Origin of the sequence: Mycoplasmopsis californica (genome assembly GCF_000695835.1) — a bacterium.
Taxonomy (GTDB): Bacteria; Bacillota_I; Bacilli_A; order Mycoplasmatales; family Metamycoplasmataceae; genus Mycoplasmopsis; species Mycoplasmopsis californica.
Map to the genome: position 1 here is coordinate 726,363 of NZ_CP007521.1, position 22,775 is coordinate 749,137.

At 30.4% G+C, this 22,775-nt stretch carries 23 protein-coding genes, 2 tRNA genes and 1 pseudogene; 18 read left to right on the forward strand and 8 right to left on the reverse strand.

The window, feature by feature from the left end; translation table 4 throughout:
* Positions 1-25 precede the first annotated feature (25 nt).
* The 10 genes and pseudogenes from MCFN_RS03045 (at position 26) to MCFN_RS03090 (ending at position 8,078) form a co-directional block, all read left to right on the forward strand.
* Positions 26-883 (forward strand): pseudouridine synthase, encoded by an 858-nt coding sequence (locus MCFN_RS03045; RefSeq protein WP_038562245.1) that lies wholly within the window; start codon positions 26-28, stop codon positions 881-883.
* Between the two features lie 9 nt (positions 884-892).
* Complete coding sequence (locus tag MCFN_RS03050; RefSeq protein ID WP_038562248.1) at positions 893-1,195, forward strand: Asp-tRNA(Asn)/Glu-tRNA(Gln) amidotransferase subunit GatC; 303 nt, start codon at positions 893-895, stop codon at positions 1,193-1,195.
* On the forward strand, positions 1,195-2,523 hold the full coding sequence (locus MCFN_RS03055) for an amidase family protein (protein ID WP_038562250.1): 1,329 nt from the start codon (positions 1,195-1,197) through the stop codon (positions 2,521-2,523). The genes MCFN_RS03050 and MCFN_RS03055 overlap by 1 nt, the downstream gene beginning before the upstream one ends.
* Positions 2,516-3,931 (forward strand): Asp-tRNA(Asn)/Glu-tRNA(Gln) amidotransferase subunit GatB, encoded by a 1,416-nt coding sequence (gene gatB / locus MCFN_RS03060; protein ID WP_038562253.1) that lies wholly within the window; start codon positions 2,516-2,518, stop codon positions 3,929-3,931. The genes MCFN_RS03055 and gatB overlap by 8 nt, the downstream gene beginning before the upstream one ends.
* Positions 3,932-4,028: 97 nt before the next feature.
* Positions 4,029-4,580 carry a thermonuclease family protein gene (locus MCFN_RS03065; protein WP_038562552.1) on the forward strand — a complete coding sequence of 184 codons (552 nt, stop codon included), beginning with the start codon at positions 4,029-4,031 and terminating at the stop codon, positions 4,578-4,580.
* 203 nt (positions 4,581-4,783) lie between these two features.
* Positions 4,784-5,212: pseudogene (gene rplK / locus MCFN_RS03070) on the forward strand (50S ribosomal protein L11); the annotation flags it as partial.
* Positions 5,213-5,235: 23 nt separating this feature from the next.
* The gene (rplA, locus tag MCFN_RS03075; protein WP_038562258.1) at positions 5,236-5,928 is read left to right on the forward strand and encodes a 50S ribosomal protein L1; all 693 of its coding nucleotides are present in this window, start codon (positions 5,236-5,238) and stop codon (positions 5,926-5,928) included.
* Between the two features lie 128 nt (positions 5,929-6,056).
* A complete protein-coding gene (gene prfA, locus MCFN_RS03080; protein WP_038562260.1) occupies positions 6,057-7,136 on the forward strand; it encodes a peptide chain release factor 1 in 1,080 nt (359 codons plus the stop codon).
* On the forward strand, positions 7,136-7,846 hold the full coding sequence (gene prmC, locus MCFN_RS03085) for a peptide chain release factor N(5)-glutamine methyltransferase (RefSeq protein WP_038562263.1): 711 nt from the start codon (positions 7,136-7,138) through the stop codon (positions 7,844-7,846). Before prfA ends, prmC begins: the two co-directional genes overlap by 1 nt.
* Before the next feature lie 7 nt (positions 7,847-7,853).
* The gene (locus MCFN_RS03090) at positions 7,854-8,078 is read left to right on the forward strand and encodes an acyl carrier protein (RefSeq protein ID WP_038562555.1); all 225 of its coding nucleotides are present in this window, start codon (positions 7,854-7,856) and stop codon (positions 8,076-8,078) included.
* 87 nt (positions 8,079-8,165) lie between these two features.
* On the opposite strand, the gene MCFN_RS03095 is transcribed toward MCFN_RS03090, so the two are convergent.
* The 3 genes from MCFN_RS03095 to MCFN_RS03105 all read right to left on the reverse strand — a co-directional run bounded on the left by MCFN_RS03095 (position 8,166) and on the right by MCFN_RS03105 (position 9,108).
* Entirely contained in the window at positions 8,166-8,900 is a 735-nt protein-coding gene (locus MCFN_RS03095; protein ID WP_038562266.1) for an MAG0110 family membrane protein, read from the reverse strand.
* Positions 8,901-8,946: 46 nt separating this feature from the next.
* A tRNA-Gln gene (locus tag MCFN_RS03100) sits at positions 8,947-9,021 on the reverse strand.
* A 3-nt stretch (positions 9,022-9,024) separates the two neighbouring features.
* Positions 9,025-9,108 (reverse strand) — tRNA-Tyr (locus MCFN_RS03105).
* Between the two features lie 272 nt (positions 9,109-9,380).
* Here MCFN_RS03105 and MCFN_RS03110 point away from each other — a divergent pair.
* From MCFN_RS03110 to MCFN_RS03660, 6 genes are read left to right on the forward strand one after another with little or no spacing between them, the layout of a single operon-like run.
* Positions 9,381-9,914 (forward strand): NUDIX hydrolase, encoded by a 534-nt coding sequence (locus tag MCFN_RS03110; protein WP_038562269.1) that lies wholly within the window; start codon positions 9,381-9,383, stop codon positions 9,912-9,914.
* A 10-nt stretch (positions 9,915-9,924) separates the two neighbouring features.
* The gene (locus MCFN_RS03115) at positions 9,925-11,343 is read left to right on the forward strand and encodes a phosphotransferase (RefSeq protein WP_038562272.1); all 1,419 of its coding nucleotides are present in this window, start codon (positions 9,925-9,927) and stop codon (positions 11,341-11,343) included.
* A 59-nt stretch (positions 11,344-11,402) separates the two neighbouring features.
* On the forward strand, positions 11,403-12,314 hold the full coding sequence (locus MCFN_RS03120) for an RluA family pseudouridine synthase (RefSeq protein WP_038562275.1): 912 nt from the start codon (positions 11,403-11,405) through the stop codon (positions 12,312-12,314).
* Positions 12,315-12,331: 17 nt separating this feature from the next.
* On the forward strand, positions 12,332-13,177 hold the full coding sequence (locus MCFN_RS03440) for an Asp23/Gls24 family envelope stress response protein (protein WP_051604591.1): 846 nt from the start codon (positions 12,332-12,334) through the stop codon (positions 13,175-13,177).
* Between the two features lie 17 nt (positions 13,178-13,194).
* Positions 13,195-13,566, forward strand: coding sequence for a nitroreductase family protein (locus MCFN_RS03655; protein WP_235619438.1), 372 nt, complete (start codon positions 13,195-13,197; stop codon positions 13,564-13,566).
* Complete coding sequence (locus MCFN_RS03660) at positions 13,551-13,928, forward strand: nitroreductase family protein (RefSeq protein WP_235619439.1); 378 nt, start codon at positions 13,551-13,553, stop codon at positions 13,926-13,928. Before MCFN_RS03655 ends, MCFN_RS03660 begins: the two co-directional genes overlap by 16 nt.
* Before the next feature lie 30 nt (positions 13,929-13,958).
* On the opposite strand, the gene MCFN_RS03445 is transcribed toward MCFN_RS03660, so the two are convergent.
* The 3 genes from MCFN_RS03445 to MCFN_RS03140 all read right to left on the reverse strand — a co-directional run bounded on the left by MCFN_RS03445 (position 13,959) and on the right by MCFN_RS03140 (position 15,969).
* Positions 13,959-14,678 (reverse strand): AEC family transporter, encoded by a 720-nt coding sequence (locus MCFN_RS03445; RefSeq protein ID WP_051604592.1) that lies wholly within the window; start codon positions 14,676-14,678, stop codon positions 13,959-13,961.
* A gap of 21 nt (positions 14,679-14,699) precedes the next feature.
* Positions 14,700-15,158, reverse strand: coding sequence for an AEC family transporter (locus MCFN_RS03450; protein ID WP_051604593.1), 459 nt, complete (start codon positions 15,156-15,158; stop codon positions 14,700-14,702).
* Positions 15,159-15,606: 448 nt separating this feature from the next.
* Positions 15,607-15,969: a hypothetical protein gene (locus MCFN_RS03140; RefSeq protein WP_038562278.1), complete on the reverse strand. Its 363-nt coding sequence runs from the start codon at positions 15,967-15,969 to the stop codon at positions 15,607-15,609.
* A 447-nt stretch (positions 15,970-16,416) separates the two neighbouring features.
* Here MCFN_RS03140 and MCFN_RS03145 point away from each other — a divergent pair, with 447 nt between their 5' ends.
* Entirely contained in the window at positions 16,417-17,334 is a 918-nt protein-coding gene (locus MCFN_RS03145) for a Cof-type HAD-IIB family hydrolase (RefSeq protein ID WP_038562281.1), read from the forward strand.
* 2 nt (positions 17,335-17,336) lie between these two features.
* On the forward strand, positions 17,337-18,035 hold the full coding sequence (locus MCFN_RS03150; protein WP_038562284.1) for a ribonuclease HIII: 699 nt from the start codon (positions 17,337-17,339) through the stop codon (positions 18,033-18,035).
* 45 nt (positions 18,036-18,080) lie between these two features.
* Here the strand turns inward: MCFN_RS03150 and MCFN_RS03155 are convergent, their stop codons facing one another.
* On the reverse strand, positions 18,081-19,502 hold the full coding sequence (locus tag MCFN_RS03155) for a hexose phosphate transporter (RefSeq protein ID WP_038562288.1): 1,422 nt from the start codon (positions 19,500-19,502) through the stop codon (positions 18,081-18,083).
* 300 nt (positions 19,503-19,802) lie between these two features.
* Positions 19,803-22,721, reverse strand: a complete 2,919-nt coding sequence (locus MCFN_RS03160) for a lysylphosphatidylglycerol synthase transmembrane domain-containing protein (RefSeq protein ID WP_038562290.1) — start codon at positions 22,719-22,721, stop codon at positions 19,803-19,805.
* Positions 22,722-22,775 lie beyond the last annotated feature (54 nt).

Consider the following 22,775-nt stretch of genomic DNA (forward strand, 5'->3'; position numbering starts at 1 on the left):
TGGGTCTCCACTATTTTAATTTTAAATGGCTAAACATACATTTATAACCACTCAAAACGACCAGGGGCGCAAATTAATTAAATTTTTAGCCTCTATTTTCAAAAAAACACCGTTATCAAAAATTCACAAAATTTTGCGTGTTGGAGACGTCAAAATTAATTCACAACGGATTAAAAATCCAAATTTCATTGTTCAAGCTGACCAAACAATTGAAATTTTTGGTTTAAATAATAATGACGCTACACTTTTTACTCACAAAAAAAATAACCAAAACCTATCTATTGTTTACGAAGATGACAATATTTTAATTATAAATAAGCAAATAAATACTCTTGTCCACGGGCATCCAAAATCACTTGATAATCAGGTCTTAAATTATCTTAAATTTAACCAAACAACCTCATTTAAGCCCTCGCACGTAGGACGACTAGATAAAATAACGAGCGGAATAATAGTTTATGCCAAAAACTATTCAACATTAGCTCAATTAAACTCTAAACATTCGAACTTCACAAAAATTTATAAATTTATTCCGACCAAACCAATTAAAACAGGCGAATATAATTTTTGAATAGAAAAAGATGAAATGAATCAAAAAATGAAAGTTGTAAATCATTCCACAAAAAATGCATGTATTGCAAAGACGTTAATTTATTCAGTAAATAACCAGTATTTTGCAGAAATTTTAACAGGAAGAAAACATCAAATTAGACTAAGTTGTGCTTATCTTGATGCACCGATTTTGGGAGATGTAAAATATGGAGCCAAACCAGATAAACGTGTTTATTTACATTCATATTCAATAACATTCAATGCTTTAGAAGGTAATATTGAGTATTTAAATCAAAAAACATTTAAAATTGAACCAGATAACTGAGTTTAAGGAGTTGTAATGAAATCTATTAATAAAGAAAAACTAGCTGAAATAGTTAAAAGCTTGATGCTTGAACCTAGTGATAATGTGCTCGAACAAATTCTTAGTGAGTGAGATTTAATTCAAAAGCAAATGTCTTTTATTAATGCTATCGACACAATAGGAGTCAAACCTTTAAGCCATATTGATGAACATCCACGGATTGACTTCTTGCGTGAGGACACAATCGATTCTTCCTGAGCAATATCTAAACAAACTGCATTGCAAAATGCATTAGAATATGATCAAGACTACATAATTACTGAAAAGGTGGTTAAATAATGGAATTAAAAGTTAAAGGTAACTTCTCAAAAGCGCAAGAAGAGCTGAAAAACGATAAAAATAATGCAGTAGCACACGTTTATACAGAACAAAATACTGAAAAAGATGGAATTTTAAGTGGTGCTGTGTTTACAATTAAAGATGTTTTTGCAACCAAGGACGTCAAAACTACTGCTTCAAGCAAAATTTTAGAGACTTTTAATCCCGGATACAACGCAACACCTGTGCAAAAATTATTAGACGCAGGTGCAACACCTGTTGGTAAAGTGTATAATGATGAGCTAGCTCTTGGAGGGACGGGAACGTTTAGCGCATTCGGATTAATTAAGAACCCAATCGACAATTTGCGCCTTTCAGGGGGTTCGTCATCAGGATCGACTGCTACATTAACTAAAAACGTGTCATTCGCACTCGCGTCAGATACAGGTGATTCAGTACGTTTGCCCGCTTCTTATAATTCACAAGTTGGATTTAAACCAAGTTATGGCGCAATTAGCCGATACGGAATGTTCGCATACGCTTCGTCACTTGATACTGTCAGTTATTTTGCGCACAACGTTAATGATATCGCATTATTATCACAAGTAATGTTCGGTGTAGATTCAAAAGATTTTACAAGTGTCTCTGTAAAAATTAATGATATCAAAAAAATAAAACCATCTAAAATTGCAATTCTTGACATTGAAGAATCATTGCTGTCTGAATTTGTTTTTAACTCTTATAAATCATTGATTAAAAAATTAAAAAATACTGATATTACTATTGAAATCGTCAAACCAGATAAAAAATTATTATTAGCTGTTAAGCCTGTTTATGATATTATTTCGTACTCAGAAGCATCAAGTAATTTAGCTAATTTAAACGGTATTGCTTTCGGGTCGAGAAAAGAAGGTTCTAATTGAGAAGAAATAATGACAAATACACGCTCAGCAGGTTTTGGAACAATGGTACAACGTCGACTAACATTAGGAAGTTTTTTCTTATTTAGCGAAAATCAAAAAGAATTATTTTTAAAAGCTCAACAAGTTAGACGTTTAATTAAAGAATATTGAGATCGCTTACACGAACAATATGACTTAGTTATTTACCCAGCGAGTGCAGACATCGCTCCCTACATTGACTCAACAAAAAATAAATCATATGATTATATGGACTATATTTTAACCACTAGTAATTTAGCTGGTCTTCCTTCAATTACTTTACCGTGAATTAAAAATGAAAAAGGCCTTGGCGTAAATATTACGCTTGAAACACCAATTTATTCAGACGAAAAACTACTTTCTTATTCATTATGGATGGAAGATTTTTTAGGAGGAGAAAATGAATAGCTTTGAAGTTATTATTGGTATTGAAATTCACCTTGAATTAAAAACTAAAACAAAAATGTTTTCACCTGCGCCAATCGACTTTTTAGCCGAACCTAACACAGCAATTAATCAAATTGATTTAGGTTATCCAGGCACTCTTCCTCTTTTAAATAAAGAAGCAGTAATTTATGCCATAAAACTTGCAAAAGCCTTAAACATGAATATTGATACTGAGCTACATTTTGATCGCAAAAACTATTTTTACACCGACTTACCAAAAGGTTATCAAATTACTCAGTTTTTTCGACCAATTGGTTCAAATGGCTATATAATTACTGATTTTAACACTGAAAATCGTGTCGAAATAGAAAGAATTCATCTCGAGGAAGATACTGCACGACAACATCATGGAGTTCAAACTAAATTAGATTATAATCGTGCTGGTGTCCCTTTAATAGAAATTGTTACAAAGCCGTGTATTCGCTCAGCTGAAGAAGCTGTAGCGTATGTTAACTCAATACGTCAAACTGCATTAGCCTTAGATATTTCAGATGCAAAAATGGAATTAGGTTCGCTTCGTGCTGATATAAATATCTCATTACGCCCAAAAGGTTTTGATGTTTTCGGAACAAAAGTCGAAATCAAAAACATTGCCACTTTTCGTGGTATTGCCAAGGCAATCGAAAATGAAATTCAAATTCAAACAAAAAAACTACGTACTGGCGAAAAAATTATGCAACAAACAAAACGTTTTGACCCTGACACACAAAGCAATATTCCTATGCGTACCAAAACAGGCCAGGTTGACTATAAATACTTTCCTGAGCCAAATATTCCTATTATTCAGCTCTCAAAAGAATTTGTAAACTCAGTAAAATTAAGCGAATTACCATGAGAACGTACACAAAGATACCGTTCATATGGAATACAAGACATTTATATTAATTCATTAATTAACGACATAGATCTTGCTAAATATTTTGATTCTATTGACTTCCATGATAAGCAAAAATTATCTAAACTTTTCTTTGCTGAGGTAGTTTCATTAGCAAATTCAACTCAAAAACACGTTTGTGAGTTGAATATTAAACCATCGCAACTTGTTGAAGCTATTAATCTTTTAGAAAATGAGGTTATTAGCGGACGTTCGTTTAAAAAACTTGTTCCTTTATTACAAAATAACTCAAAATCATTAGATGACCTAGTTCAAGAGAATAAACTGGCACAAATATCAGATACTGAAACAATAACTAAATGAGTTTTAGAAATCATTTCACAAAATGAACAGGCAATTTCTGAATATCCAAATCGTCCTGAACGTGTTTTAAAAATGATTCAAGGTTCATTAATGAAAATATCTGACGGGCAAATTAATCCCAATAAAGCTTCCCAAATAGTACAATCAATCCTTGAACAAAAATTTAATTAAGCAATTTAATTGCTTTTTTTATTGAACAATTTCAGTCAAAAAATCAATTTATTCCTTTTTTTGCTATTAAAATAAGTTTATGCACAAATAAATTATGATGAAAAAACTTATAATTCCTGTACCTTTATACCTTCCACTATTTACTGCATCATGCACAATTTATACTCAGAAATTCGAAGAAAAAACAATTACTAAATATTATGTTGCTGATGGGGATACTATTTACTTTTATAACAATGACAAAAAAATTGGAATAAGGATACTTGGGATTGACACTCCAGAAACCAAAAAGAAAAATAACGATGTAGCTACCCTTGAAAATCATTTTGCACAGTTAGCAAAAAATGAACTAATAAACATTCTTAAAAATAAACCGATCAAAATCGAAAAAATTAATGAAGATAAATATGGACGCTGAGTATGTCGAATTTATAATAGCGAAGGTGTAGATGCAGGATTACGCTTAATTAAAGAGGGTTTTGCACGGGTCAAATATCTTGAAAAAATCCCTAAAAATATTAATTATTGAAATAATCACGGCAAAATAATTGACTATTTCAACACTTTAAAAAACACAGAAGAAAAAGCAAAAAGAAACAAAAAAGGTATATGAAAACATAAAACTAAGGAAATTTTTAAGAAAAAGTAGTATTTTCAGTCTCCAATTCAGTCTTTTTTATTCTTTTTTGAAAAAAAGATTTAATATCCTAGTCAAAAATTCCAAACTAAATAAATTTTTAATTTTCAAAAAAAATATTTTTTAATATAATGAAAAAGCAATTTATATTTAATTGCCTCTAAGCTAGTGGGAGATTTATATCGCTAGAACCACCATTATCGAAAGGATAAAATATGGCAAAATCAAAAGCTGACATTGTTCGTGTTCGTAAATTGCAATTCAAAGCCGGGCAAGCTAAACCAGGTCCAGCATTAGCTGGTGTTGGTATCAATATGCCCGACTTTACAAGAGCTTTTAACGATGCGACACGTGATAGAGGAGATGAACCAGTTCCGGTTCAAATTACTGTTTATAAAGATAAGTCATTTGACTTTAAAGTGTTTACTGCTCCAGCGAGTTATAAACTTGCTCAAGCAGCAAAAATTACAAAAGGTAGTTCAAACGCTAAAACGACAAAAGTAGCTTCAATTACTGTTGAACAATTAAGAGAAATCGCTCAATATAAACTAGTGGATTTAAACACTGATGATGTTGAGGTTGCTATGAAAACAATTGCTGGCACTGCTAGAAATATGGGTATTACAGTTGAGGGTTACACTGATGCACCGGTTAAAGGAGACAAATAATGGCTAAAATTGGTAAAAAAATTAAAGCTGCTTGAGAATCTTTTGACAAAAACGTTGCTTATGACCTAAAAGAAGCAATTGACTTAGCAAAAAGAACTTCATATTCAAAATTTGACGGTTCAATTGAATTAGTCTTCAAATTAAACTTAGACGTTCGTAAAGCGGAACAACAACTACGTGGAGCCGTTTTACTACCTAATGGTACAGGTAAAAATGTCAGAGTGCTAGTAGTTACAAACAACCCGGAAAAACAAAAAGCCTCAACAGCGGCAGGAGCTGATCAAGTTGTTGATGGAGCAGCTTTAGAACAAAAAATCAAAGAAGATGACTTCGATTTCGATGTTATGGTTGCTGACCCAGCAATGATGCCAATTTTAGGTAAATACGGTAAAAAACTTGGGCCTAAAGGTCTAATGCCTAACCCCAAAACTGGTACAGTTACTCCAACACCTGAAAAAGCAGTTGAAGAATTGAAAAAAGGTAAAGCTAACTATAGAACTGATAAAGCCGGTATTGTTCATACACAAATCGGTAAAGTATCAATGGACACTGACAAACTTGTAGAAAACGCACAAACAGTTATCTCTCTAATTAAAAAACTTAAACCATCAACCGTTAAAGGTGCATACATGCAAAATATTGTTGTTTCACCAACAATGGGTCCTGGTATTAAAGTTAAAATTGAAAAATAATTTCATCCAAGCAATAGCTTGGATTTTTTTAAAAAAACGTAAAACACTGACCTCTACTAACAAAATTAAAGTACAATTAATCTTTTTTACCTTGGTATATTGACCCATAGTTTATAATATAAAACATTATGGAACAGACAATGTATAAATCACTTTTGGCAATTAAAAATAAATTTGATGAATTGAACCAAAAACTTTCAGACGATAGCGTTATTCAAGATATTAAGGAATATACACGCATAAATAGAGAAATTCGTAAGATTAATGATATTGCTAAGGCATTCACGACATTTCAAAATTTAGAAAAAGACATAATTTCAGCCAAAGAAATGCTATCTTCAAAAGATCCTGAAGAGGTTTTGTTTGCCAAAACAATCATTGACGAAAACACCCCTAAAATGATCCAACTTGAAGATGAGTTGAAAATTTTAATTTTACCTAAAGATGAAAATGATGATAAAAACGTAATTATTGAAATTAGAGGAGCAGCCGGGGGTGATGAAGCTAATATTTTTGCTGGCGATTTATTTAGAATGTACACAAAATACGCCGATGAAATAGGTTTTAAATACAAAACAATTTCGTCATCAGCTGCTAGTGCCGGCGGATTTAGTCAAATTGTCTTTGTTGTTCGAGGTGAAAATGCATATTCAAAATTAAAATTCGAAACAGGTGTTCATAGAGTCCAAAGAATACCAACTACCGAGTCATCTGGGCGCATTCACACATCGACAGTGACAGTTACAGTCATGCCTGAATTAGATGATAGCATCGATATCGAAATTAAACCAAATGAAATAACAGTTGATACATTCCGTTCATCAGGAGCTGGTGGACAAAGCGTTAACACTACTGACTCAGCAGTTAGAATTACTCACATTCCAACTGGAATTGTAGTTACCTCGCAAGACGAAAGAAGTCAAATAGCTAACCGTGAGTCTGCTATGTCTGTTTTAAAATCTAAGTTATATGACCTTGAAATGCAAAAAAAACAAAATGAAGAATCTAATTATCGTAAGCTTGCTGGACATGGCGATAGAAGCGAAAAAATTAGAACATATAATTATCCACAAGACCGTGTTACTGACCATCGAATCGGGTTTTCAACCTCTTTAAAACAAGTGATTGAAGGTAAATTAGAACCTATTATTCAAAGCTTGTTGACCGAAGAACAAAATCAAAAAATTGCTACAAGCGGACTGAAATAATGCCAACTATTGAAGAATTAATTCAAGAAAAAAAGCGATATGGATTAGAACCGACTGTTAGTGCAGATGAGATTGAATTACTGAAAAATAATATGCCAATTCAATATATTATGGGATATGTTGAATTTTTAAATACACGTATAAATTTAGAACATAAAGTTTTAATACCACGCTATGAAACTGAAGAGATGGTAGATCTTGTTTTAAAAAAACATATTCCTAAAGCTACTGATTTTAAGGTTTTAGATCTATGTTGTGGTTCAGGTTTTATTGGTCTAGCAATCAAAAAAAATGCCCCATGAGTAAGTGTTACTTTAAGCGATATTGACACTGAAGCTATTACTCAAACCCGGAAAAATTCAATTGTTAATTTCGGTTCTGATGAGTGTGTAAAAATTATCAAAAGCAATCTATTTAACAGTATAACCGGCAAATTTGACCTAATTATTTCTAACCCTCCTTATCTTGATGATAAAGTTATTTTGAAGAATAATAATTCCCTAATTCACGAACCACAACAAGCACTATATGCCCCAAATAAAGGTTGATATTACTACGATTTAATACTGTCGCAATATAAGAAATACCTTAAACCTAATGGAAAGCTAATTCTCGAAATTAATCCTCTTCATTCTGATAAATGAGAGCAAATTCGAGAAGCTAAAATCATAAAAGATATTAACGGGAAAAATCGTTTTGTTATTGTATAATAACGGTATGAATATTAAAGATTTAGTTATTAATCAAATTCAAAAATACACAAAAGTGAAAGTAGAAATGGACTCTTTACTTAAAGAATTAAAAATTGATTCTTTAAGTCTTGCCGAATTGGTTTTTGAACTAGAAGAACAATTAAAAATTCGTGTGAGCGACGACGAATTAATGAAAATAAAATCTATTAAAGATGTTGTCGAGTTAATCGAAGCATCAGACAGAGTTTAACCATTTCCATAAACATTAGTGCCTTATAACGCTAATGTTTATATTTCACAATTAAAAAAACAGGTCTCCCTGTTTTTTTTAATCTTTCTAACCTCTAAATAAATTATATATGTAGTATGCTGCATAAATGTAGTCATAAAATAATCTAAATCCAAAGTAGATTGAATATTTTAATCAAAGCAATTTAGATTGTTCTTGATTTTCATAAGATTTAAAATTATTATTAAATTTAACAATCAAGTATCAATCAAGAGCCATATATGCTAGCATCAATGCTAATCCCAGGAACGAAAACATTGTAGTAGCTCAACTTCGACTAACGAATCATACAACAATCAAAAAAACAAGTGTTGTAACCAACAATACTGATATAACTATTGATAAAAAAGTTACATTTATTTTCATGAAATAAGCTAGTGTTCCTAAAATCAACATAGCAACAAGAGGAATAAATAATGAAGCTAATAATAAATTAATATTTATTGACCCTAATCCACTAAAACTTATCGCACTTAAAATAAATATCCCTAAAACAATAGATGTTATTGCAGTATAAGGTATTGAGATATAAATTGGCATTCTTAAACCAAAAGCGAAAAAGATAATTACTAAAATTATTTCTAAAATTAGTGATATTGTAAATACCGGTATAAATATCTTTGTACTTTTAGCAAAAAAATTGACAAAAATCATTCCTGCTGCAATTGCTAAAATTAAATTTAAAGCAAAAACAATTATTGAACCAACTATTACTTTATTTCCAACTTTTCCTTTTAATTGGCTGTTTGAGCCAACATCTGATGAATAAAACTGATTTTCCATAACCTAAATGATATCACAAAATAAAAAAAATCACCTTTCGGTGATATGGCTGCCCCTGTTAGATTCGAACTAACGCATGTTGGTACCAAAAACCAATGCCTTACCGCTTGGCGAAGGGGCAAAATGGTGGAGGGGGAGGGATTCGAACCCCCGAACCGTTAGGAAGTGGGTTACAGCCACCCGCGTTTGGCCGCTTCGCTACCCCTCCACATTGCTAAAATTAGCATAGTAATTATAATACAATTTTTATTTTTGCCAATATTTTTATAAAAATTTATATTTTCCGGATTTGTGCAAGAAATAAATAATCATAGCGTGCGTTGTTAAAGTGGAATAAATCAATTTACCATCTGTTTTCCACTAAATAATATTAAAAAGAAATAATTTACACCTAAATCAATATTTTATGTGTAAATCAACTCAATTAAAGCTAGTATATTTACATTGAAAGTATAATATAAATATCAATTAGGAGATATCATGGAATTAACGGATGTTTATGACAATAATAGACAAATTATCAGAAAAAATGATCCACGCAAATCCAATTTAAAAGAAGGAGAGCATAAATTATTTGTTTTTCTCTGTTTGTTTAATCAAGAAGGTAAAATGCTTGTGCAAAAGCGTGCAAAAAATAAGCAAATATTTGGGGGATATTGAGAATTTAGCGCCGGTGGTGGCACATTAAGTGGGGAATCGAGTTATCAAGCTATCCAAAGAGAGACAATGGAAGAATTAGGATTTAATTATAAAAGCAAATATCCTAAGCCGTTTATTTCTCTAAATTTAAGAAATTTTATCTGCGACTATTATGTCTCTGAATGTAATTGAAATATTTCTCAATTTCAGTTTGATAAGAATGAAATTGATGAAATACGCTGAATGACTAAAGAAGAAATTTATGAAGCTGTTGATTCTAATTCGTTTATCCCTTACTATAAGTCACTTATCGATCTCTTATTTTCAACACGCAAAACTCCATACACAAGACTAAGTGACCAATCGTTAATATAAAGGATGTTTTATGTACACAAAATTTATTGAAAATAAAATCCCAAAAGACATATATAAACAGTTAGAAAATATTGAATTTATTTATAAAGGTTTTCATAATTATACATTTAAGTGTCTTTTTCAAGGAATTATGTGTCAATTGCGCCTGCCAATTTCTGATTTAGTTAATCACGATATTGAGGCAAGAGTTCTTAGTCATCTTAGCTCAACAATTTATTACAAAGACGGTATCTTAATCAGAAAATGATTTGAAGGCCAAACACTGGAAAAAATAAACCTTACACAAAAGATTCAGCGTGCTGTTATACAAAAAATTAAAGAATTTCACAAAATGGATATCGAGGTTCCACAAATTGACTTATTCACATATGGGAGGGGTACTGAAAAATATCAAAAATTAGTACAAAAATACTCAAAAACTAATGAATTAGTCACCTCACACTCAGACTTATCGGCCAAAAATGTTTTAATAAATGACAATGGCGAAATAGAGTTAATTGACTTTGAATGAGTTAGAAAAGCACATCCTTTTTTCGATGCTTTAACACTTGTACAAGCTCAAAATTTTGATAAAGAAATAGTCATGCAAGAATTTAACATTAGTGCACAAGAATTTGAAGAAATGAGTTACATCACTGATGAATTTAGAGAAAATGCTTACAAAATCAAATATAGCAATATTGCAGTTGATGACCAGGCAAAACAACTGACACAAGGTTATACTAATACTTCTTTTGTTAAAAATGATCTTTTCATCCAAAAAAAACACAAAAACGCTTTTAATCACTTAAATCCCTTAAAAATTTTTGATAAACTCGAACCAAATGAAAAAGTAATTTACGAAGATGAGCAAATAATTATTCGTAAATTCATAAACAATAAAGAATTCAGTTTTGATGACACTACAATTCAGGAAAAAATTGTTAAAGCTATTGCTCAATTACACACATTTTCAGTAAAATTGCAAAAAAATCAAATTGCTGAGCGTATTAAATACTACGTAAATAAGTTAAAAAACCATGAAAAATATAATGCTTGCTTTTCTGAAAATTTAAAGCAAAAAATTATTGATAATTCACTTACATTACCTAATGAAGTTCCAAGCCATAATGATTTAAATCGTGAAAATATTATTCTCAACACTAGTGACCAAATTAAATTTATTGATTTTGAATACTGCTCAATGAATTCAAAATATTTTGATTTAGCATATCATTGTTCAGACTTGGATTATGATGTCGATACTGAGCTAAAAATACTCAATTTGTATGCTAAATACACTGGTTTTTCAGTGAATTTAGATGAATATTACAGAGTTAAAGCAATTGTAAATTTTTATGGAATTTCCTGATCTTTAACCTACAATCCTGATTTTAATTTTGATTGATTGGCTAAGCATGTTTTTGTTAATATCAAGTTTTTAAAATAACATAAGAGCTGTCAAGTTTAACAAATTAGATATTTTAATTTTCAATTATAATTCTATATATGTTAAAGTTAGAAGTAAATTATAAGGAACGTATAGATAAATACATATCGGACAATAGTGAATTATCACGCAATGATGTTAAGCAATTAATACTACAAGGAGCAGTCTACCTAAATGACAATACAATTCCAGTTAATAAGCCAAATTATATTGTTCAGCAAGGTTGGAATATAACAATTACAAAACTCATTGAAAAACAAACGGATGTGGTACCAACTAGAATGGATTTAGACATCATCTATGAAGATGATGATTTAGTAGTTTTGAATAAGCCATCAGATTTAGTAGTTCATCCAGCTCCGGGGCACTACGAGGATACATTGGTAAATGGATTATTACACCATTTTAAAACCCTTTCAAATGAAAATGGTTTATTGCGACCAGGAATAGTTCATAGAATTGACAAGGATACCAGCGGGCTTTTAATTATTGCTAAAAATAACTTAACGCATATTAAGCTTGTTGAAATGTTAAAAAATCATGAAATAAAACGTTCGTACATTGCAATTTGTGATGGTTTAATTCAAAATAAAAACACTAAAATAAACCTCCCAATCAATAGACACGCTAATGATCGTAAAAAAATGACTGTACATCGTGATGGTAAAGAATCTGTAACAAATGTCACCCTTTTAAAACATTTTTACATAGATAAAATGCCAAAATCATTAGTTCTTTGTGAATTGGAAACTGGGCGTACTCATCAAATTAGAGTTCACCTAAAATACATAGGTCATCCGGTTTATGGGGACGCTGTCTACAATAAAAAAGTTGATGATTTTAATCAACGTCTTCATGCTTATAAGTTGAATTTTATACATCCGATGACCGGAAAAGAAATCAATGTTTTTGCACCTGTGCCCAATGAATTTGCAATTGCTGACTTCGATTTTAATACATTATTTAAATAAAATAAAAAAGGAGAAATATGAATCCATTCTTTAATAAAAATACACCAACAGTTGAAGAACTTTGAAAAGATGAAAAATCAAAATATCGCAAATTCGCTGTTGGTTCAGTAGTTTCATCAATCTTTTTGTCTCTATTATCAATCGCTCTGTGTCTTGTCTCAATATTTATTTTTGCATTGGGCGATGGCTCTACACAAGACCAAGCTCAAAATAGAATTAGCGATAAATATGCAAGCATGGTGATACAATGTATCTCTGTAGTCATTATTTTATTTATAACAATTAAATTTTTAATAAGTATTAAAAACTCATATCGTAATAAATCATTTGAGCATCTGAATTTAGGTACTTTAATGGTTTTTGGTTTTATATCATTTATTGGATTTATTGAGATTTTAGGATTTTTAATTTATCATCAAAACACGTCAAATAGCTACCTAGAACCTTTACAAATCACTCGTATTGTTTTAAATATTATTTTTTCCCTAGCTTCTGTTGTCCTATATTATGCGTTTTTCAGAAATCTTAGAATTATTGCCGCTAAGTTTATTAATGCTCGTAATTTTGAATTATTCACAAAAGAAGTTGAAAATATGGATCCTTCAAATCCACTATACAATTTATTTAAGTCTATGGCTCCTGAAAAACAAGAAATGACAGATAAACCTAACACGGACGAAGAGCCTGCCGAAATTATTGACAATGACAACAAAGAACACAAAAAGCAACAAATCCAAAAAATGTTAGATTTACCTATTCAGAATCTATATATTATTGCCGAAAAATTAAATATTAGTGGATACGATAAAATGGATAAAGAAGAATTAGCCAACTTAATTTACGAAATAACAAATAAGAAATAAAAAATAAAGGATTAATTATGGATTTTTATACCAAAATTAAAAATAGATATTCTGTTCGAGAATATGATACTTCTAAAGAGATTTCGCAAGATGATTACAACAAAATTATTGACGTTATCAATTCAGCACCTAATTCATCAAACTGACATTCATCAAGCGTTATTGTTGTCCGTGACAAAAATCTTTTAGAACGTCTAGGAGCAACTAGTAAGTATACCGGCGCTATTAAAACCTGCAGTATGTTTTTAATTTTTCTAGCAGATTATAATCGCCTTAATAATGCACAAGATAAATATTCCCAGAGTATGAATATACCAATCATTCTTCTGAGTCATATACTGTCGCTGTCGGAGACGCTTTCATTCAAGCAACTATGGCACAAGACATAGCGATTGAATTAGGCTTAAGCACTTGTTTTTTAGGTTTAACTAGAACTATTGTTAAAGAATTAACTGAAATTTTAGAAATTAAAGGCCAAGCTTTCCCTGTTATTGGCTTAACAATTGGTTACGCTAAAAACAATGGTGAAATTAAACCAAAAATGAACCGCGTGTTTAATGACCGTTATGATTTTGAACGTTTAAAATCAGATATAGAGAATTATAATCATAAATTAATATCTCATTTCAGTAAGATAAATCCCGATAAAAAAGCATGAAGCTATCAAGAAGCAACCATGAAATCAGCTTCTAGTTATAAAATGGATACAGATCTAATTGAAGATATTTGAGGATTAAAACTTCAAAAATAAATGACCCCGCAGGGTCATTTTTTAATGAGGTTAAGATATAATTGATGAATATGTTGCGTGTGCTATAACTGTTCATACTGGTAAAGCTAAAAGACAACACAACGTTCCAAGAGAGTTTACTTCAGCAGTAAAGGTCGTGTGTTCGTGTTTATAAGCGGCTGAGAAGATAATTGTAACCGCTGCAGGTGGACACGCAGCTAGAACAACAATAAGTGTTCCGGTTTGGCTGTTAATAGCACGTAGATATACTAAACCTGCAATAATACCAAAAATAACTAATGGTCTAATAATTAGCATTCTTGCAGTTGTAATTCAAACATCCTTATCAACAGCAGCTTTTTTAAGATTTGAGCTGGCTAATGAACCACCGATAACGATTCACGCAAGAGGAGAAATAATGCTTATACCAGCTTTAACAATTACACCTATAGCTGGGAATCTAACTAATAATCCTTCTCAGAATTGTTTACCCTTTGTAACATCCGTAGCAAAATTGAACGGGTCTGAAGGGTTAGTTGTTAACTTAGCATTTAGGCCTGGTATAAATTGAAGTGCTCATAATATCATTGACGCATATAAAATTACAAGCATAGGAGTAAATAAAGCTTTAACTACTGGTTTAACTTGATCTTTTGTAAATTTTTGACCTGAATATTGGAATTTTAAATATGAGAATGCACCAATCATGTATGGTAGGTTTCATACTTGAAGCAGTGCTGTACCTGTTCCGCCAAAAACTTCTTTTCCCAATACGTTTACAAGAGGTACTGCTTAGAATTGAAGTGATGCATAGGAAACCATCATTTGAGCGGCTAGGATTTTTTGAGCATAGCTTTCAACATACGCTTCTTCGTACTTAACTGACGTTGCTGATTTGTCAGACTTTTCGTATGCTAAGCGAGCTTTTGCTCTTAATTTTGTTGAAATTAAGCGTGGGAAAAACTTAACAATTACAAAACTATATACAGCCATTAAAATATAGAATGCTGCCGATAGCCCTATAACTACTCCCACTTCTTTTCCGATTGTAGCATCAGCTGGAACCATGAAGGCAACTAAACACAAGAAAGGAAGAGCTCAATCTAATAAGAACTTAGAGATTTTACCGTTAATTTCCTTTGTGAATAGTCCTTTACGTGTGATAATCCAACCGATTAGAACAAAGGTTAATGTTGCAAGAACGGCACCATATAACCCTTGCGAAGTTAATATCTTAACTAAATGGTTCATATTATCCTTTTAATTTAGATCTATTCAAAAATATAAGAGGTGGTACAAAGAGACTAAATTTGTACCACTATAATTATATTAAATTAACACAGTTACTGAATGTTTTGGAGGTTTTGTTTCAATCTCAGGCTGTTTTTTTAATACACTTTTCATTAAAAAGTTATTTATAGTACTTGAAATATCGTTAATTAAGCATTTTTAATTTAAAAGTTAAATAACTAACTTTATGGAAAAATAAGAAGAACTTAACTCATTTTAAAGCTAAAAATAAAATTATTATTAAAAATCGTGAGAAAATATAACAATATTTACACAAATATCTTTTAAACATTGTGTTTTGTAATTGCCAAGTTTTGTAATAATTGAAATTAAAAATTCAAGACAAAAGAATAAATTTTACTCATTTATGTGTCTTGAATTTGCAACTTTATTTATATAAAATACTAATTTACTCGTTTCCCTTGTTTTCTTTAGCCATTTCATTTGCAATTAGAAAACCCATAAAACAATGTGAAATAGCTATTCCAACAAGAGGGAGAACCAACGCTACAATAAAATATGTTTTATTTTTTAGGCGATATGCATTTATTAATGTAATTATTCAAAATACAAGTCCTGCGATACCAATTGGAATAAATAGTATTACAAATATTATAAAAAATGCAAGAGTGACAAAGGTGATGCTAGATTCCATAGCTAGTTGTACTACAAATAGCCAATGCAAAATAAGAACTAATATACCAAGAACAAAATTGGCAATTCCAAGTATAGAATAAGTTTTCGCTGTTTTTATTTCTTTTTGCTTAAACATTTTTTCTCCATTAAAAAATTCTATACCTATAATATAAACTGAAAAAATTGTTAAAGTCCAAACTTAAAAAATGATTTTTCAAAAAGCTATTTATTATTTAATTTTCAAAGTGAAATTTGCATTTTCGTTTTTAAGTTAGCTATAAAAACTTAAAAATTCAGTGTGGTTTATACCTTAATTTTTATTTTTTACTTTTAAACGTAATTTAAAAAAATATTAAAAATTTTCTCAAAGCATTTTTAGGTATAAATATAATTGATTTCTTAATTATTCGTGTTAAATAAAAAAGTTTTTATTTATAAAAATCATCATTGAAAATAGAAAAATTATTAACGAATCAGTCTATACTCCTATAAATGTATAATTTAATATTTAAGATTTAAATTTACTAATATATAATTCACATATATAAAATTAATAATTATAATAAAGTTTTGAGGAATTTAAATGAAAAACAAAAGATTTATGTTTGCCATTGACCTTGATGGTACATTATTATCATCAAGCGCAAAAGGTACAATTCACCCTATTGCCAAAGAAGCGATTGAAAGAGCTAAAAGGGAAGGTCACATTGTCTGCTTAATTACTGGTCGTCCTTGACTTTCAACAAAGCCAATTTATCATGAACTGGGCTTAGACACTGTGGTTACTAACTATAACGGTTCTCAAATTCACAATCCAAGTGATGAAAACTTTATTCCTTCAATCAAATACCTAAATCTTAACGAAATGCTTTATATTTTAGGTGACCCTAAAGTTAAAGATGAGATTACAAATGTCGCCATCGAAGGTCCGGGATGAGTTTTAATTCAAAAACGTGACGACGATTTAGAGCGTGTATTTGGATTTGCTCAAAATCGTAAATTTGTTGTCGGAGTGGATTTAAATAAAATCCCGCTAAGCCCAACTGGTATTATTTTTGATGTTAAAGAAACAACAGATTGCGAAGAATTAAGAGAATACCTACGTTCAAGATATGGTGATTTAGGTGAATTTTCTTATTGATCAAAAGGAGAAGGTTTAACTCCTGTATTTGATATTACTAATGTATCTGTAAATAAAGGTCGGGTAATTTCATTATTAAGTCGTTACTATGACATCCCACTAGAAAATATTGTTGTGTTTGGCGATGGACACAATGATGTTCCAATGTTTAAAGTTGCGAAAGTTTCGGTTGCGATGAAAAACTCAAAAGACCCAGTCAAAATGCAAGCAACTGTTCGTCTTGAATATACAAATGCTGAAGGTGGTGTTGGGTACTATATTAATCGATTTTTAGATAACCCCGAGGCAGAAATTGAAAAAAGCAATAAAGAACGAGCAAAAATGAAAACCGAAGCTTTTTTAACTGCAGATTTGGATTAATAATGCAGTTTATTGAATTTGAGCAATATAAAGTTACTGCCGATGATGAAATTATTGGTGTTGATGAGGTTGGGGTAGGTGATTATTTCGGCCCATTAGTTGCAGCCGCGGTATTTATTCCTAATATCAACAAAGAATCTATTTTGAAGTTAGGGGTTAGGGATTCGAAAAAAATTAACGACAGCAACATATTAAAAATTGCACCAAAAATTAAGAGTCTATGTACCTGGGGCGTTTATGTATTAACTCCTAACGGTTACAATAATATGAGCAGATATAATAATGCTAATGAATTAAAAATGTTTGCACACTTAAATGCAATTGAAAAAATTATCAATAAAATTGAGTTTTTTCAGTATATTTTTATTGATAAATACTCAACAACAAATAGCATGCAGAAATATTTTAATAAATTTAAAGGCCCTAATAGTTTTGTTAAATTTAGTGATTTTAGTCAAAATATTATTTTGGCTAATAAAGCAGAGTCGCTTTCAATTGAAGTGGCTTGCGCATCAATTTTAGCTCGGGAAGCATTTTTAATTAGAATGCAAGAATTGAATCGGCAATACAATATCAATTTTCCTTTCGGGGCTGGAAATGTTGTTAAAGAATTTGCGTTTAACTTGTGAAAAACACGTCCAGATATCGACCCCAAGCTAGTATGTAAAAACACATTTAAAATGGATTTAAGCAGTGATTAAACTGAAATTCAATACAAAAACACACGATAACCCGTGTGTTTTTATTTATTTTTTATTAGATCATGGGAATGTATTAGCTTCAGGATCTGGTTCTTTTAACATTAATAAACCAATTACTGAAATTAGTGATGCAACAATAATAATTACATACATTCAAATATTATTTACTGCGAATTTTCCACCAGCAATAATTGGGACTAAGTTAATTAAAATTAGAACAAGTGTAAAGAAAATAAATCCTAAACCTCAAATTAAACTAAACATTCATCCAATTGTTTTAGGGTTATTATCTTTGTATTCGTGTGGTGTATTCAACATAACTCCTTGAATACCTCATAATGATAATCCTGATAAGAAACCTAAAATATAGAAAATAACACGTGAAGTTATATCACCTTTAGAAACTCCTCATACGTATGTGATCATTGATAAAACATACAATGAGATTCCTAATAAAATAACTGATGCTATATATCATTTACGTTTTAGCGGGAATCTTGACCATAGGCCAATTGTAATAGGACCTACAAACACAGCAGCCAAGAATACAATATATCATTCTCTAATGTGTGTAGCTTCGCCCGCAGGATTTCCTGCTATTTCAGCAAGTTTTGGGAATATAACGTGCGATAGCGCTGTTGGAAGTACAACGGCACATAATCATCCCCCATATAGTAATGTTCAAGCTCAGGTAGCTTTTTTTCTAAAGTAAACCCCAAGTAATTTCAAGCCACTTTCTTGTTTTTCCATTGATTCTTCTTCTTGAGCTTTTTTAGCGTCAAATCTTGATCCAAAAATAATCATAACTAACAACGGAATAACATTTAAAGCTGATAATGTAGTTAAAATAGTTTTTCAATTATTCATAACAACATCGTTTGCTTTTGTGTAGTGTGCAACAACAAATGGTAAAACAGCAATAATTGTACCTAGTGGGTAGAATCAGATACCGAATTGCGAAACTACAGATTTTTGTTTTTTAGTAAAGAAATTAGCAACGATAGGTTGGGTCAAGATAATCATCATTGTCCCTCCAATTGCCATTAATGTTCTTAGTACTAAAAATAATACATAACCGTATGGTTGGCTAGGTAGAAATTGTGCTGGGATACCTAGTAACGTTAATGATAAAGCTACAATAGTAGTATATTTGTGGAACAGTTTCGATAACAATAAAGCAACCGCAACTGATCCGATACCACGACCAATAGTTATACCCCAGTTGGCTGCTTGGTTTTTAAGTAAAAATGATGAATCATTTCCATTAATTCCAAAGTACCCTAAAATACCAGGGTTTAATATTGTTTTATCACCTTCAATACTGATACCTTTACCAGTTAAATATCCACCAAAGCCTCAGTTAGCAATAAATAATAAATACGCTATCGAAATAAATAATCAAATAAAAATGCCATATAGCGCTTTATTTTTTTGCAACTTATCTTCAAAAGATAGTTTAGTCTGCATAACGCCTCCTTTCATAATTGTTTACAAAATAATTTTGCTTTTTTAGCATACCATAAAAATTGAAAATAATGCCGTTTTTCTCCAAAATCCTGTAATTTATAATTGCAGAGGCACAAAAAAGGCAATTTATAGAATCATTTTTTCATTAATAAATATCTAATTAGATACTTTTAGCAAAATAAACCTCAAAATCCTCAATTTTTTTTGCTAGGTTTAGCAAGAATACTAACCAAAAAAATAAAAACACATAAGAAACAACTAAGTACTTATGCGTTTTTATTTTTTAATCAAATATTTAAATTATACTCACGGATTAAATATGAATAGAATTGAACCACCTAGCAAAATTAAGGTTAGTAGACTGAATGTAACAGGGTAAAATTTTGATTTTATTTTCTTAATTTCTTCAACTGAGGAAGTTTGATTTAAAGTTTCATTTTTAGCTTTATCACGATAGTGATCTACTCTTTTTTCGCCGATAAATACAATGAATAAAATTATTGCTGAAAGAAAGGTTGGTAATATAACTTCTCCCATACCTTTTATCGAGGTAAGAAGCGACGATCTTTGAGTTGCGCTTCATCCATTTGTGACATCGGGTTTTAAGATATATTCATAAACAGCTTTATTAATAATATCTGAGGTTCCAGTGCCACCAGGTGTTGGAGATATCGAGTTAATATTGCGTGCCAACACGCTAGCAACAGTCATATTGAAATATGAACCTCCGACCAAATCGGGTTGTAACATGTCTGCTGAAAGGGCGAATCAAGCTGTTGGAACATAGAAAGTTAAAATTATTTTTCAAAATAATATTTCTACAAAGTTATATCACTTGCGAAGTACAGTTTTTAATCCCTCTCTTACTTTATACAATTCATATTGGTATTTTGATATCATAGCTTCCGAATCATAAACGTGTATAAACGGCAATCATTCAACCACATGAACAAATGTTTTTAGAATTTTATTTTGAAGTTTACTACTCAATGAAAGAACCAAAACGATAATAACTAAAAAAGTATCAATAGTTATTCCTAAAATAAGTGATATAAGCATTGTTAAAACTGCTGGATCTGATAAATTAGCGAAGAAATTGCCATAAAAATGAATGCCAATCGGCACAAATATAATTGTTAAAATAAGGTTTGAAATTTGCCATATAAAAGTGTTAATTACTATTGAAGATAGCAACTCAGGTCTTGGAACATCACGTCTTCGTAAAAATCAGTATGTAGCTAAATCGCCTCCAATCGACTTCGGTGTCACATTTTGTGCCACAAGCGATATCAGCGAACCAATCATTAAGTCAGAAAATTTTACTTTCACATTTTGTCAGGTAAGTAGCCGTTTAAATATAATTGAATTGATTATTGAATATAACGGGAACCAGCCCAACATTGCTATAAATGAAAGTCTTGTTCAGCGATCGTGATTAATTTGGTTTCACATCGTTCACAAAATCGCGCCAATGTTAGCATCCCCAATTTTTGTTGAATCTTTATAATTGTAAACAGAGTGGAATAAAAATAGGAATATACCAACTAAAATAAGTACCAATCCAATATATTTAATTATTGAACCTAATTTAATTGTCTTTATTCTGTTAGTTTCTTTTAAATCTAATATATTATCAATAATTTCTTTCTCTCTAATAATTGCGTCTAATTTTCTTTTATCATTTGAACGCATCCTAACATCAGAAAATAAATTTAATTTCTCAGTTATGCCATTGTATGATAAGACACACCTCTCGCCTTGTGCAAAACGTATTTCATACTGCGTTTTTAGTGAATTATTACTGATTTTGTACTCGTTTATACTCGTTATTTTTTGATTCGCTAGTTTGCCTGTCATTTTTATGCGATTGATAAAAGGTTCTAAATTAGAGTGTTCTAAATCATATATTTTATCCACCGTGTGCGAAAAACCAAATTCATCATAAATCCTTGACAAGATATCAAAAAGAGTAAGGTTTTTTTGCTTATAAAAAGCAACCATGCGCAAAATTTCCAAGGCAAATGAATAAGCATTGTAAGTTAGTATTTCAGGATTAATAATATATTCAAACTCGTTGTTATGTGCTAATAATAAATTTTTGTTTTGTTTAAACTTATCAAATAACTCATCATCATTGGAATACGTGAATACATCCAAGTTATTTTTACTTGCAATTACATCGACTAACGATCCAGTGTCAATACTGCGGGCTACATAATATTTGCTTAACTTAGTTCGATCAAAATTAGGATCATCGTTTATTAAAAAATATAAATATAACCCTGCTAATTGCGAAGTATTTAAGTACTTATAAACATGTTTGTGCTTATACGAAACGACTAATCCGCTTCCTTTGCTATTTATAGCTATATTTACATCGTTTTTTCTAAATATAGTTGAATTATGAATTTTATTTAAGTGTTTTAACTTAGATTTAAATCAATTTTTATTTTTATATTGATTAGCTATTGGAATATTTAAATTTAAATTTTTGAATATTTTTTCAAAAAATTCGATGTTACTTCGTGAACCAAATTGTATATTTTGTCTTAGTTCTTCAATATCTTTTAATGAACTAGAATCTGTATAAAAATTAGTAATTTTGTCGATTATTTTGTGTGAATAATTAATTTTTTTAAATTTAATTGTACGATCAGGAATTTCAACGTACATATAATCAGTCTCGGCTAGGTTTTCTTGCATATTAAATGCTCTATCAACACAAAAAGGTTGGCCATTATTGCAATAAAAACTAATTTGCATATTATTTTTTGAGCTATCGTGCTTTCCAATATATACAGAAGCGACAATATCATTTTCTTGTGCGACAACTCTGTGAAAAGTTTCCGGCAAAGTATCAGAAGATTCAGTCATAACAACCTTAAATCCATAATCATCTATAACTCTGGCAAAAATATTGGTAAATAATTCACCGTGAAATGTTCTATCATTGATTAATAAAATTTCTTTCTTTTCAGCACAATTTTCCCTAATAACACGGGCAAAAGACTGAGCGATTGCAGTAGCTGTATACTCATTTAATACCGCTGTACCAACACCAACAGGGGCAATTATCTTATGATTAACAAAAACAAAGTTTTTGCTAAATGCACTATTAATGTTTTTGTGTTTTTTGCTAAATTTTGAACTAAAAAGTTGCTTAGTAAACGATTTATCTTTACTTTCTCGTGATCTTCACTTCTCAAAAACTGGATTCATTTTTGCACCCCGCGATTTAAAAATAGTTTTATAAAATTATATATTTTAATTTCC